General features: G+C 51.4%; 14 protein-coding genes. 12 read left to right on the top strand and 2 right to left on the bottom strand.

Translation table 11 applies throughout. The features are described 5' to 3' along the window. Nucleotides 1-2: 2 nt before the first annotated feature. From IB214_RS19035 to IB214_RS19015, 5 genes are all read left to right on the top strand, one after another. Nucleotides 3-311, top strand: coding sequence for a hypothetical protein (locus IB214_RS19035; protein ID WP_135953036.1), 309 nt, complete (start codon nt 3-5; stop codon nt 309-311). Between the two features lie 200 nt (nt 312-511). After that, entirely contained in the window at nt 512-1,876 is a 1,365-nt protein-coding gene (locus IB214_RS19030) for a VENN motif pre-toxin domain-containing protein (RefSeq protein WP_244207858.1), read from the top strand. Further along, a complete protein-coding gene (locus IB214_RS19025) occupies nt 1,873-2,106 on the top strand; it encodes a hypothetical protein (RefSeq protein WP_117342085.1) in 234 nt (77 codons plus the stop codon). The genes IB214_RS19030 and IB214_RS19025 overlap by 4 nt, the downstream gene beginning before the upstream one ends. Before the next feature lie 61 nt (nt 2,107-2,167). Further along, on the top strand, nt 2,168-2,824 hold the full coding sequence (locus tag IB214_RS19020; RefSeq protein WP_223240362.1) for a hypothetical protein: 657 nt from the start codon (nt 2,168-2,170) through the stop codon (nt 2,822-2,824). Nucleotides 2,825-2,868: 44 nt separating this feature from the next. Next, nucleotides 2,869-3,039: a hypothetical protein gene (locus IB214_RS19015; RefSeq protein ID WP_223240363.1), complete on the top strand. Its 171-nt coding sequence runs from the start codon at nt 2,869-2,871 to the stop codon at nt 3,037-3,039. Nucleotides 3,040-3,365: 326 nt separating this feature from the next. Here the strand turns inward: IB214_RS19015 and IB214_RS19010 are convergent, their stop codons facing one another. After that, nucleotides 3,366-3,821, bottom strand: a complete 456-nt coding sequence (locus IB214_RS19010; RefSeq protein ID WP_117342087.1) for a SymE family type I addiction module toxin — start codon at nt 3,819-3,821, stop codon at nt 3,366-3,368. Nucleotides 3,822-4,271: 450 nt separating this feature from the next. Here IB214_RS19010 and IB214_RS19005 point away from each other — a divergent pair, with 450 nt between their 5' ends. The 4 genes from IB214_RS19005 (at nt 4,272) to IB214_RS18990 (ending at nt 7,827) form a co-directional block, all read left to right on the top strand. Then, nucleotides 4,272-4,517, top strand: coding sequence for a YmjA family protein (locus tag IB214_RS19005; protein ID WP_115259298.1), 246 nt, complete (start codon nt 4,272-4,274; stop codon nt 4,515-4,517). Nucleotides 4,518-4,591: 74 nt separating this feature from the next. Continuing rightward, entirely contained in the window at nt 4,592-5,068 is a 477-nt protein-coding gene (locus IB214_RS19000) for a cold shock domain-containing protein (protein WP_096758143.1), read from the top strand. Nucleotides 5,069-5,326: 258 nt separating this feature from the next. Beyond that, complete coding sequence (locus tag IB214_RS18995; RefSeq protein ID WP_096758142.1) at nt 5,327-5,821, top strand: molybdopterin-dependent oxidoreductase; 495 nt, start codon at nt 5,327-5,329, stop codon at nt 5,819-5,821. A gap of 17 nt (nt 5,822-5,838) precedes the next feature. Further along, nucleotides 5,839-7,827 (top strand): GGDEF domain-containing phosphodiesterase, encoded by a 1,989-nt coding sequence (locus IB214_RS18990; RefSeq protein ID WP_117342088.1) that lies wholly within the window; start codon nt 5,839-5,841, stop codon nt 7,825-7,827. 29 nt (nt 7,828-7,856) lie between these two features. Here IB214_RS18990 and IB214_RS18985 read toward each other — a convergent pair whose 3' ends face one another. Then, nucleotides 7,857-8,669, bottom strand: coding sequence for a DNA-binding transcriptional regulator (locus IB214_RS18985; RefSeq protein ID WP_135912487.1), 813 nt, complete (start codon nt 8,667-8,669; stop codon nt 7,857-7,859). A 191-nt stretch (nt 8,670-8,860) separates the two neighbouring features. Between IB214_RS18985 and IB214_RS18980 the strand changes: the two genes are divergently transcribed. Genes IB214_RS18980 through mhpC form a run of 3 tightly spaced genes read left to right on the top strand, consistent with a single transcriptional unit; the run spans nt 8,861 to nt 12,377 of the window. Next, on the top strand, nt 8,861-10,525 hold the full coding sequence (locus tag IB214_RS18980; protein WP_117342089.1) for a bifunctional 3-(3-hydroxy-phenyl)propionate/3-hydroxycinnamic acid hydroxylase: 1,665 nt from the start codon (nt 8,861-8,863) through the stop codon (nt 10,523-10,525). A 1-nt stretch (nt 10,526) separates the two neighbouring features. Beyond that, nucleotides 10,527-11,471, top strand: coding sequence for a 2,3-dihydroxyphenylpropionate/2,3-dihydroxicinnamic acid 1,2-dioxygenase (mhpB, locus tag IB214_RS18975; RefSeq protein ID WP_096758138.1), 945 nt, complete (start codon nt 10,527-10,529; stop codon nt 11,469-11,471). A 39-nt stretch (nt 11,472-11,510) separates the two neighbouring features. Beyond that, nucleotides 11,511-12,377, top strand: coding sequence for a 2-hydroxy-6-oxonona-2,4-dienedioate hydrolase (mhpC, locus tag IB214_RS18970; RefSeq protein WP_096758137.1), 867 nt, complete (start codon nt 11,511-11,513; stop codon nt 12,375-12,377). The last annotated feature ends 8 nt before the right edge of the window (nt 12,378-12,385 follow it).

Below are 12,385 nucleotides of genomic sequence, written 5' to 3'. Positions count from 1 at the left end.
TTATGATGAAAAGCAATTATGAATATATAAAAAGATTGAAGTTATCAATGCAATCAGCTCTTCTTGGTGCTGTTTCTGAAAATATGAGAAACATAACTGTAGATATCTGTGGAAATAAAATTTTGCTGTGTTTTTTTATTGATGGAGAAGTTCGGGATGATGATAAAGAGAACATCTCTATAATTGAAACTGAGGTCATAGCGGACTTTGAGGATGACTTTGATATAGAAACCATCATAAAAAGAATTGACAGCCCGGAGCCAATCATTCTTAGTCAGGGTTATAGTGTTTTTCAAAGAAAAGAAAGCTAATTATAAACGAGTATGCAAAAACAAAGTTATTAAATAAAAAGAAGAGCCCAGCCCACAGCGCCGGGATCTTCTTTTTAGTCGTCAGCCCTTAACCGGCTCGATCACCAGTCTCCCATGTTCCACGCTGACAGAGATCGGCGAGTCGGTGCTGAATCCGGTTTCTCCCAGTTTGTACGCAGGCGGTGGTTGCGGCAGGAACGGTGACGGTTCGCGACACGGCGAATCAGCAGCAGGATGTGGCGGGTCTGAGCCGTGATACGGCACAGGCGAACGACAGCATCAGCCCGATTTTTGACAAAGAGAAAGATCAGAAGCGGCTGCAGGAAGTGAGCCACATCGGGGATATCGGCAGCCAGGCGGCAGATATCGCACGGACGCAGGGGGAGCTGAATGCGCTGGAGGAAGCGCAGAAGGTTTACCCGGATAAAACGGCGGAAGAGCTGAAAGAGACGCAGACCTGGCGTGATGCACAGGCAGAATATGGTACAGGGAGTGATTTTCAGCGTGGTATTCAGGCGGCGACGGCAGCGCTTCAGGGGCTGGGGGGCGGAGATGCCGGCGCGGCGCTGGCGGGGGCATCGGCCCCGTACCTGGCGAATATTATTGGTCATGATTCAGGATTAAGCGATGATGCGGCGCTGATAGCGCATGCGATACTGGGTGGCGCGGCAGCGGCGATGCAGGGAAACAGCGCGGCGGCGGGGGCGGCAGGGGCTGTCACGGGTGAGCTGGCGGCGAAAGCGATAATGGAGGCGATGTACCCGGATAAGCAGGTCAGTGAGCTGAGCGAAGCGGAAAAGCAGACCATCAGCATGCTGGCGAGTCTGTCCGCGGGAATGGCGGGCGCTCTGGCGGGAGACAGTACGTCGTCTGCGGCAGCGGGCGCGCAGGCCGGGAAGAATGCGGTTGAGAATAACTCGCTGGCGCATGTACTGGCAGCAGCGGAAGCGAACAAAGCAGGGACTGCAGAGAAATGGCAGGAAGAGCAGCAGGCTGCGATTAGAGAGGCGTGCAGTGGTGATACGCCTGTGTCATGTCAGATGGCGGTAGCGGCTATGGGTACCGTGATGTCCGGCGGTCTTCTTCCTGAAGCAATGGTGATTTCTGGTGCTATCAGTGCAGGGGCTGTTGGTGGTATTGATTATGCGATGAATGGTTCCGTTGATCCTAAGAATGTCATCGCAGCATATTGGGTTGGAGTGCTGACCAGAAGTATTGGCTTGGAAGCGACAATGGCCATAAATGCTGCTGGAGGAGCTACAACAAGTTATCTTGACGGCAAAAATCCATGGGTAGGTGGACTGGTTAGCGGTCTCACAGGCGGAGTGGCCTATGGAGTAGGAAATAAAGTTGTTGGACCTGCTATGGATGAAGTTTTCAATCCTGTTTGGAAAAATTTAGGATGGGACGACATAGGGATGGGAATATCTAAGCCCGTTCAACCAAGCTTATGGCCTTCAGTTGCTGGAGCTACGAGTGGAACTTCAGGTGGTGAATACATTTCCAATAAGGTAAATGACAAGATAGATGAAGTGAAGAGTAATAATGGAGGCAATAATAAATGAAGTTTATTCCCGTTTTTCTATATTATTTTCTTGCTACATTTATGACCGTAGCCTTGGCATTAATGCTAATAGGCACAGCCATTGATGTTTTCTTTTGGCTGTTTTACAAAATACCTTTCAACTTTTCTATGAAAGAATTTATTAACTATTTAAAAATAGCCTGCATTACAGGCGGTGTGTGCGGAATTGGTGGTGTGTATTATTACACCAGAACAATGAAACGACAGTGAATACGTAGGGACAGATAACAATACCCTATTTAGTCACTGGGTTGTTGCGGAGAATAACCTGATGGGCGGGAGTGAGGATGCTCAGGCAGCATGGATACGTCAGCATGGGATAGATATGGCGAGTTGTTCGGATAATCCTGGTGGAGCCGCCTGTCATAAAGCGAAAAATGAGCGTGATGCGGTAGGGCTGGCGCTGGCAACAGGTACAGTGGCTCTGCTTCCTGGCAGTGCTCAGGCGATGTGGGGACTGGGCGCGGGGGCAAATGCAGGAATTGGCTACCTGGCGGATGGTTCGGTTGACCCTTCCAGTGCGGTAGTGGCTGGCTGGGTGAATGTGTTCAGTATGAGAAATTGTGTGGTGGGAACGGTAGGCTGGAATACCACAGGTGGTGCGTTTAGTAACTGGATTGACAACAAAGATCCGCTATCTGGGGCGATTATCAATGGTGCTGGTTCTGGTATCGGTTATGGCATTGGTAAAGGACTTTCATGGGGTGTTAATGCCGGGGCAAACTGGTGGAAAGGTGGCTGGGATCCGAAATTTAACCCGACACTTCAGAAGTATACTGAAGTAAAAGGTGATTTTGGGATTTCGAAGGAAATATCCCCTAGCCGTGTTCCTGGTGCTTTTGGTGATTTTGGTGGCTCATTCTTCTCTGAAATAACAGGCAAAGGTATAGAAAAACCTACGGGCTCTGTGGGAGAGGGAGATAAATGATTAATGTTCTATTTTTTATCTTCTCTTTAGTAGCGGGAATTATCATGGCTGAACTGGCTTATTTATTCTTACTTATTACTGATTATTTTATACGGGGTAGCTTCGATTTTTCTTTGCCTGAAGTCCTGCATAATCTAAAAGTAGGTGGTGGCGGTGGATTTATTATTGGCATTGGGATCGTTTTATGTCGTCTTTTTAAGATTAAAGGATTTTAATCGTGGAGAATAATGCGCTGAGTGTTGCTCAAAATAAATCCCGTGCTCAGGAAATGACTCAGTGCCAAGACAATGCTGATTGAGAAATTACGCCTTAGTGCAGGAGCAGACGGGGCTGTTTGCGGGCGACGGCGGATAAAAACAGCCGGGACGCTGGGTTTCAGGGGCATTCATAACGAAGCGGACTTTACGGTCAGACATGCGGGAGCCAGATGGTCAACGTTAGAAATGAAGGAATAGACTCGCGCTTGCCCGCCAGCCGGCAGGGGATGGTGGTGCGTAACAGGCCTGATGCGCTGCGCTTATCAGGCCTACGGGACGAAGCTTTATTTGCTGCGTTTAATCATCGGTATATCGCCCAAATCATGCAACGCGCCGGGAAAGGTTTTTAACCACTGGGACACTTTCTGCTTATTAATATTCACCACACTCATTCCTTCTATACAGCCCCATAACTCTCTCGTATGCTGTGGCGTAATAACGATGCAATCTTTCATCACCCGTATTTTTACCGGCATACCATTAACAAATCCGGCATTGGGCAGCCATTCTCCGCTGAGTGGCAGATAATTATTATCCATCCGCGAATACAGTTCGCAGCAGGCGGAACTGTCCTGCGCCGATTCCGCTCGTGGATGAATGCTGGCCTCCACGGTGCGCTTGCCGTGCAGACGGTTGCGGTGGTTTTTGCGTAGCAGCTCGGGGTTTTGCGACTCATCCGGCAAAACCTCAGAATCTGCTTGGGCTACGGCGGGTTCTGGCATAAAATTCGCGTCAGCCATAATCAACTCCTCTACTTAGTTGTTTTGTGGTTAGCGGTGTGAGGGTGTTGCTGCACCTTCATGCCGCGAATCCCCGTCATAATTCGAATTGCAGGTGCGTTGGCTATGCTCGTTCACCCCAGTCACATAGTTATCTATGCTGCTGGGAATTTACTCCCTTGCCGCCGTCCTGCAACTCGAATTATTCAGGCGATTAGATTTAAAATGATCTTATATTTCCTTCGTTGCTGCTTTATTTAACCTGCGGCTATTATACCGTGCTGAATAAAAATGGGGTCATTTAAATGTAATGAGATTTATTAAATTCGAAGTGGCTCCAGAAAATATTGCGGATATATGAAACATATTGCAGTCAATAAAACAGATCGCTAACGGTGAAATAAGAATGCTATCATTCACTCCAGACGCGGCAGACAACTGCTGGCACACGCATTCACCCCGGAGCACCTGATGAACAACGACATTCCGCTAAAATATTATGATATCGCCGACGAGTACGCGACCGAGGCCGCAAAGCCGGTTAGCGACGCGGAACGCGACGCGCTGGCGCACTACTTCCAACAGTTGATCGTCCGTTTGATGAACAACGAAGAGATCGGCGAAGACGCGCAGCAAGAGATGGCAACCGTGGCCGGGATTGACGCACAGCGTATCGATGATATCGCCGAGTTCCTCAACCGCTGGGGCAACGAGTAGCCAAAGACGTGGCCGATGTTTTACACTGCGCGCAAATTTTACGAGTATGACGTTTTAATCAGGCGGAAACAGCAATGAACGGAACAATCACAACGTGGTTTAAAGATAAAGGCTTTGGATTTATCAAAGATGAAAACGGCGATAACCGCTATTTTCATGTGATTAAGGTTGCTAATCCTGAGCTGATCAAGAAAGACGCGGCGGTGACCTTCGAGCCGACCACTAACAACAAAGGCCTGTCAGCCTATGCGGTGAAAGTGGTGCCCGACAGCAAATACATCTATATCGCGGGTGAGCGCCTGAAACTCACGGCGATCAAGTCCTGGGTGGTGTATAGCGAAGAAGTGCCGGTTGAAACCCGCATTGATAAAGAAAATGCGGTGCTGTCCGTGGGCGCGCTGATGAACAGCATTAAGCCGAAGTCAGACGTCAAGCCTGGCGAAATGCGTTCGCTGAAAAAGCTGGCCATCACTACTTTCCAGGGTACGACGCTGATCTTCTCGGAAGATGAGATAGACATCGAAGAAACGGTAAAGCTGCTTAAAGTCTAAAGCGCTCCAGGCTGAACGTGTGCCGAAATTCTGCTCATTTTATGAGCGAGGTTTCGGTTTTTTTTGGCCTGCATGGTGGCAGGCGGACATTGTCTGAGCTATTAATTAGTATAAAAATGGAGTGATGGCTAACCTGTTGATTTTGATGATTTAAAATATGAATGGGTTTATTGCACCAATAATATCCAGGCAGCATATGTAAATAGCATTATAACTAAATTATAATTCGTTTACATCCGGTCGGCAGGCGAGGTTAAAATGCGATTAATTGTTATGTTGTTAAGCTTTGTCGTCTCCACACAGCTCTGGGCGGGTGAACTTTCTAAACCTGCCGGTAAAGCCCTTTTAACGCTGTCCGGTAATATAGAAAATACAAATGAAGACGGGAAAGCCGTTTTTGATATTGCCAGCCTTGAGAAGCTGGGCATGGTCAGTTTCCAGACCACCTCGCCCTGGTATAATGGGCGCACTACCTTTACGGGTATTCCACTGCAAAAGCTCATGGATTATGTTGGCGCGAAAGGTTCTGTGGTTAAGGTCACCGCGCTCAATGACTACACCACGGTTATCCCACTCAGTGATTTCAAAAAATATAATGTTATCCTGGCTGTAAAAATCAACGAAAAATACATTCGCGTCCGTGATAAAGGTCCCTTATTCATTGTGTACCCCTATGACAGCATGCCTGAACTGAATAATCAGGTTTTTTATGCACGCTCAGCATGGCAGGTCAGCAGAATGAATATTGAGTAGGAGTTCAGAAGAACATCATGAACAGAATACTGGCGGGCATCATATTTTCTCTTTTTATATCTACCGGGTATATCTCTTACCTCGTGCATGAACGGCAACAAGAGTTACAGAAACTGACTCACTACACCGATTCATGGTCCGCTGCACAACTGGTATCAGAATACTACCGTTTTGAGTCATGGCTTGGTCTTTACACTATCGATGATTCTATGAACCTCGATGATGTACGTCTGCGCCTCGACATCATGCTCAGCCAGAATGATTTAATGAAAGAAGGTGAGTTGGGGCATTATATACAAAATAATGAAGCGAATGGTGAACTGGCTTTACAACTGGAAAACACACTTAACTATCTGGATGTTCATCTTGAGAAAATGAATCGTCCAGAGCTCCAGACATACTTGAAAAAAATGCATGCGCTGGATGCGCCGCTAGGCCGTCTTTCATCCGGTGCGCTAAATAAAGATGTTAACTCGATTAATAGTACAAACCTCAAAATTCAAGCGCTGTACTATATTTATTCAGCGATCTCAGTACTGCTGATCATACTGAGTGCGATACTGGGCGTGCTGATATTCTATCAGAACAGAAATATTTTGCAGGCGCATCTTCAGGTTAAGCGTCTTGCTGAAGAATTGCAGAAATCTAAAGAAAAACTGCAAATCCAGAATACAAAACTGGAATATGACGTCTACCATGATTCTCTTACCGAGATGAATAACCGCCAGCTTTTTTGGGAAGATTTAAATAAAACCATCGAGACGGCAGAAAAGAATAATAGTTCTGTGACAGTGATGTTGTTTGATTTAGACCGATTCAAAGAGGTCAATGATACGTATGGTCATGATGTCGGCGATTCATTGTTACGTCAGATATCCCATCGCCTGGTTTCGATGAGCCTGACTTCAGATACGCTTTATCGCTTAGGTGGGGATGAGTTTGCGTTTCTCTCGATGGGTCTGACTGAGAGTCATGCTGTTTCTCGCGCGCAAAAAATATGTGAATTTATCAACCAGCCCTACACGATTTATAACACGATTATCAACATTACCACCTGCGTTGGCATTGTTATTTCCGAAACTGAACGCCGCTCCGACTATCTATATAAATTTGCCGATCTCGCCCTATATGAAGCCAAAAAAGAAGGTTCTGGTAAGATAAAAGTCTTCCGGCAACGAATGTTAGATAAGTTGCAAGAAAGCAGAACCCTTGAGCATGATATGGCGATGGCAATAGCGAATAAAGAATTCGTGGTTTATTACCAGCCGATTGTAGATTCTTTCAGCAGGGAAATTTACAGCTATGAAGCCCTTATCCGCTGGATACATCCTCTTAAAGGCCTGCTGTCGCCGGATAGCTTTATTCCTGTTGCTGAAAAGACAGGAATGATTAATGAAATGGGGAAATCGGTGCTTGAAATGGCCTGCAGGGAAGCGGCTTCTTGGGCGGTTCCAGCTAAAATTTCAGTCAATGTCTCGCCTGTCCAGCTAAGCAGCAAAGCCTTTGCCGGAATAGTGTTGTCTATTCTGAAAGAAACAGGACTTCCGGCTGATCGTCTTGAACTGGAAGTGACGGAATCCTCTCTTTTTACTGACAGCAGTACGCCGATGAATACGCTTAACAGGCTCAGAGCCCTGGGCGTGAAAATCTCCATTGATGATTTTGGTACGGGATACTCTTCGCTTTCGCGGCTGAGCAGGCTTGCTTTCGACAAAATCAAAATAGACAAGTCCTTTGTGCATTCGATATCTACACAGGAAGACGCCCTTAACATCATCAAACTTATCACCGGTATGGCGAAATCTCTCAATATGAAGGCGGTTGCAGAAGGGGTTGAAACGCAGGAGCAACTGGAAAGTCTTCAGGCTCTGGGCTGCGATTTCGCACAAGGCTATCTGTTTGGTAAACCTCAACCTGGTATTGATGGAAAAATCAGAAACGGTAAATCGCGAACGTCTCTGCTGACAGATAACGACGACACATTGCGCAGTGAACGTGGCTCTTAATCAGAGGGGGAGGGGAAATGTGATCCATCTCACCTCCCGGCAACCAAAATCTCCTGTGACGCCACGCCGTCTTCGATCTGCTTCGCCACTTTTTGTAAGGCCGGAAGGTGTTTTTCCGCGGCCTGTTCGATGGTCATCGCACTGGCCATATACACCAGGTTCAGGCAGCCGATCACCCGCTGTTCGCTGCGGATTGGCACGGCGATAGAGGCGATTTTCTCCTCCTGATCCCAGCCGCGATAGTTCTGTCCAAAACCGTCTTTGCGCGCGCGAGTCAGGATGGCGTCCAGCTTCAGCGGTTCGCGCGCCAGCTGGAATTCTTCTCCCGGTCGCGATGCCAGTATTTCGATCAGCTCCTGACGTTCATTCTCCGGACAAAACGCCAGCCAGGTCAGGCCGGAGGCGGTTTTCAGCAACGGTAGACGACGCCCGACCATCGCCCGGTGAAATGACAGGCGGCTGAAGCGGTGGGTGGTTTCACGCACCACCATGGCATCGACGTCGAGCGTGGAAACGTCGGTCGGCCAGATGACCTCGCGCAGTAAATCCCCCAGCAGCGGCGCGGCCAGCGCGGAAATCCACTGCTCGTCACGAAATCCCTCGCTGAGCTGACGAACTTTGATGGTTAAGCGAAAGCTGTCATCGGATAGGCTGCGCCGGACGTAACCCTCATCCTGCAACGTTTCCAGCAGTCGTCTGACCGTGGTGCGGTGCAGGCCGCTCAGCTCTGCCAGCAGACCAACGCTGGCCCCACCGTCGAGCCGGTTTAACATATTTAATAACATTAACCCGCGGGTTAATCCGCGCACGGTTTTGTATTCGGTACTCTCGTCACTTTTCATATTCGTTGACAAATCTACAGATAAAACAACGTAGTGCACTAAGTGCACATCCAGGTATGTTTTGATTGTAGCGCAAAAACACCCTCCTATACTGACCGCACAATAAAAAATTATTCACATATTTTTAACAAAGCAAGGTGCGTCTCTCCAGAGGCTGCCATGACGTTTTGTCCGCGTAGTGAGGTTCTGAAATGACAACGATAAACCCGGATATCCAACCCGCTGTGCAACACACCGTGCAGGTGGCGATTGCCGGAGCCGGTCCGGTGGGGCTGATGATGGCGAACTATCTCGGCCAGATGGGCATTGAGGTGCTGGTGGTGGAGAAGCTCGATGCGCTGATCGACTATCCGCGCGCCATCGGCATTGACGATGAAGCGCTGCGCACCCTGCAGTCCGTCGGTCTGGTCGATAACGTGCTGCCGCACACCACGCCATGGCATGCGATGCGCTTTCTTACCCCCAAGGGCCGCTGCTTTGCTGATATCCAGCCGATGACCGACGAGTTTGGCTGGTCGCGCCGTAATGCGTTTATTCAGCCGCAGGTAGACGCGGTGATGCTGGAAGGGCTGTCGCGGTTTCCCAACGTGCGTTGCCTGTTCTCTCGCGAGCTGGAGGCGTTCAGTCAGAAGGATGGCGAAGTGACGCTGAACCTGAAGGCACCGGACGGTCAGCGTGAAACGGTGCAGGCCCAGTGGCTGGTGGCCTGCGACGGCGGCGGCAGCGTCGTCAGGCGCTCGCTGAATGTGCCATTCGAAGGTAAAACCGCGCCAAATCAGTGGATTGTGGTGGATATCGCCAACGATCCGCTCAGCACCCCACACGTGTATCTGTGCTGCGATCCGGTGCGTCCGTATGTCTCCGCCGCACTGCCGCACGCGGTGCGCCGCTTTGAATTTATGGTGATGCCGGGGGAAACCGAAGCGCAGCTTAGCGAGCCGCAGAATATGCGCCAGTTGCTGAGCAAAGTGCTGCCGAACCCGGACAACGTTGAGCTGATCCGCCAGCGCGTGTATACCCATAACGCCCGTCTGGCCGAACGTTTTCGTATTGACCGCGTGCTGCTGGCGGGCGATGCCGCGCACATTATGCCGGTCTGGCAGGGGCAGGGGTACAACAGCGGCATGCGCGATGCCTTCAACCTGGCGTGGAAACTGGCGCTGGTCATTGAGGGCAAAGCCGGTGATGCGCTGCTGGACACCTACCAGCAGGAACGCCGCGATCACGCCAAAGCCATGATTGATTTGTCGGTGACTGCGGGCAATGTGCTGGCACCGCCGAAACGCTGGCATGGCGCGGTGCGTGACGGCATTTCCTGGCTGCTGAACTACATTCCGCCGGTCAAACGCTACTTCCTCGAAATGCGCTTCAAGCCGATGCCGCAATATCACGTCGGGGCGCTGGTGCGTGAAGGCGACGCGAAAGCCTCCACGGTCGGCAAGATGTTTATTCAGCCAAAGGTGACGCTGGAAACGGGTGACGTGACGCTGCTCGACAACGTCATCGGGCCGAATTTTGCGGTGATTGGCTGGGGCTGTAATCCGCTGTGGGGTATGAGTGACGAGCAAATCCAGCTGTGGCGCGCGCTCGGCACGCGGTTTATCCAGGTGGTGCCGGACACGCAGATCAATACCTCACAGGATAACCACGACGGGGTTATCCGTATTGGTGATACGCAAAATCGCCTGCGCGCGTGGTTTGCCCAACATAACGCCGCGCTGGTGGTGATGCGTCCGGATCGCTTCGTTGCTGCGGTTGCCATTCCGCAAACCCTGGGCAGCACCTTGAATAAACTGGCGTCGGTGATGACGCTCACCCGCACTCATGTCGCGGTTCCTGTCGAAAAGGTCGCCTGATATGCACGCTTATCTTCACTGTCTTTCCCACTCGCCGCTGGTGGGCTATGTCGACCCGGCACAGGCCGTGCTCGACGAGGTCAACGGGGTGATCGCCAGCGCCCGTGCGCGCATTGCGGCGTTCGATCCCGAACTGGTGGTGCTGTTTGCCCCCGATCACTACAACGGTTTTTTCTACGATGTGATGCCGCCGTTTTGCTTAGGCATTGGCGCCACGGCGATCGGTGATTTTGGCAGCGCGGCGGGAGAACTGCCGGTGCCGGCGGATCTCGCGGAAGCCTGCGCCCACGCGGTGATGAAAAGCGGCATCGATCTTGCCGTGTCGTACAACATGCAGGTCGATCACGGCTTTGCTCAGCCGCTGGAGTTTTTGCTCGGCGGACTGGATAAGGTCCCGGTATTGCCGGTGTTTATTAACGGCGTCGCTACGCCGCTGCCGGGCTTCCAGCGCACTCGCCTGCTCGGCGAGGCGATTGGTCGGTTCACCAGCTCGCTGAATAAACGCGTGCTGTTTATAGGCTCCGGTGGGCTGTCGCACCAGCCGCCGGTGCCCGAGCTGGCGAAGGCCGACGCCCACATGCGCGACCGTCTGCTTGGCAGCGGTAAGCAGTTGCCAGAAAACGAACGCCAGCTACGTCAGCAGCGGGTGATCAGCGCCGCCGAAAAGTTTGTTGAAGATCAGAACACGCTGCACCCGCTCAACCCCGTCTGGGATAACCGTTTTATGACTCTGCTTGAGCAGGGGCGTCTGGCGGAACTGGACGGCGTCAGCAACGAAGAGCTGTCCGCAATGGCGGGCAAATCGACGCACGAAGTGAAAACCTGGGTTGCCGCCTTCGCCGCTATTTCTGCTTTTGGTCACTGGCGCAGCGAAGGCCGTTACTACCGTCCGATCCCGGAGTGGATCGCCGGATTTGGCTCGTTGAGCGCCGCCACACAGAACTGAAATAGAACTGAAACAGAACTGAACATGCAGGAGAACATCATGACTTACCAACCGCAAACCGAAGCCGCCAGCAGCCGTTTTCTTGAGGTGCAGGAAGCTGGCGAAACCCTACGCGTACATGTCAATGACTGTGGGCAGGGCGAAGAGACCGTTGTGCTGCTGCACGGATCCGGCCCGGGCGCCACGGGCTGGGCCAACTTCAGCCGCAATATCGATCCGCTGGTTGAGGCCGGTTACCGGGTGATCCTGTTGGATTGCCCGGGCTGGGGGAAAAGCGATGGGATCGTTAACCGCGGGTCGCGATCAGATCTGAACGCCCGCATCCTGAAAAGTGTGGTCGATCAGCTGGATCTTCAGCAAGTCCACTTACTGGGCAACTCGATGGGCGGCCACAGCGCCGTGGCGTTCACCCTGAGCTGGCCGGAGCGCGTGGGCAAGCTGGTGCTGATGGGCGGTGGGACGGGCGGTATGAGCCTGTTTACGCCGATGCCAACTGAAGGCATCAAGCGCCTGAACCAGCTGTATCGCGAGCCGACCATCGAGAATCTGAAGTTGATGATGGACATCTTTGTGTTCGACACCAGCGACCTGACCGACGCGCTGTTTGAGGCACGACTCAATAACATGCTGTCGCGTCGCGATCACCTGGAAAACTTTGTCCAGAGCCTGGAAGCCAATCCAAAACAGTTCCCGGACTTTAGTCCGCGTCTGGCGGAGATCAAAGCCCAGACTCTGATTGTCTGGGGACGCAACGATCGCTTCGTGCCGATGGACGCCGGGCTGCGCCTGCTCGCCGGAATTGCGGGTTCAGAGCTGCACATTTACCGCGACTGCGGGCACTGGGCGCAGTGGGAACATGCGGACGCCTTTAATCAGCTGGTGCTGAACTTCCTCGCGCGACCTTAAGGAACGGA

Origin of the sequence: Citrobacter sp. C1, assembly GCF_014596895.2 — a bacterium.
GTDB classification, from domain to species: domain Bacteria; phylum Pseudomonadota; class Gammaproteobacteria; order Enterobacterales; family Enterobacteriaceae; genus Citrobacter; species Citrobacter gillenii.
This window is presented reverse-complemented; position numbering and strand designations above follow the sequence as displayed.

Excerpts from the sequence above, each read along its gene's own strand:
- IB214_RS19015 (WP_223240363.1), top strand. The coding sequence starts at position 2,869 with ATGGCTGAACTGGCTTATTTATTCTTACTTATTACTGATTATTTTATA.
- IB214_RS19025 (WP_117342085.1), top strand. The coding sequence starts at position 1,873 with ATGAAGTTTATTCCCGTTTTTCTATATTATTTTCTTGCTACATTTATG.
- IB214_RS19010 (WP_117342087.1), bottom strand. The coding sequence starts at position 3,821 with ATGGCTGACGCGAATTTTATGCCAGAACCCGCCGTAGCCCAAGCAGAT.
- IB214_RS18985 (WP_135912487.1), bottom strand. The coding sequence starts at position 8,669 with ATGAAAAGTGACGAGAGTACCGAATACAAAACCGTGCGCGGATTAACC.
- IB214_RS19035 (WP_135953036.1), top strand. The coding sequence starts at position 3 with ATGATGAAAAGCAATTATGAATATATAAAAAGATTGAAGTTATCAATG.
- IB214_RS19020 (WP_223240362.1), top strand. The coding sequence starts at position 2,168 with ATGGGCGGGAGTGAGGATGCTCAGGCAGCATGGATACGTCAGCATGGG.
- mhpB (WP_096758138.1), top strand. The coding sequence starts at position 10,527 with ATGCACGCTTATCTTCACTGTCTTTCCCACTCGCCGCTGGTGGGCTAT.
- IB214_RS18995 (WP_096758142.1), top strand. The coding sequence starts at position 5,327 with ATGCGATTAATTGTTATGTTGTTAAGCTTTGTCGTCTCCACACAGCTC.
- IB214_RS18980 (WP_117342089.1), top strand. The coding sequence starts at position 8,861 with ATGACAACGATAAACCCGGATATCCAACCCGCTGTGCAACACACCGTG.
- IB214_RS18990 (WP_117342088.1), top strand. The coding sequence starts at position 5,839 with ATGAACAGAATACTGGCGGGCATCATATTTTCTCTTTTTATATCTACC.
- IB214_RS19005 (WP_115259298.1), top strand. The coding sequence starts at position 4,272 with ATGAACAACGACATTCCGCTAAAATATTATGATATCGCCGACGAGTAC.
- mhpC (WP_096758137.1), top strand. The coding sequence starts at position 11,511 with ATGACTTACCAACCGCAAACCGAAGCCGCCAGCAGCCGTTTTCTTGAG.
- IB214_RS19000 (WP_096758143.1), top strand. The coding sequence starts at position 4,592 with ATGAACGGAACAATCACAACGTGGTTTAAAGATAAAGGCTTTGGATTT.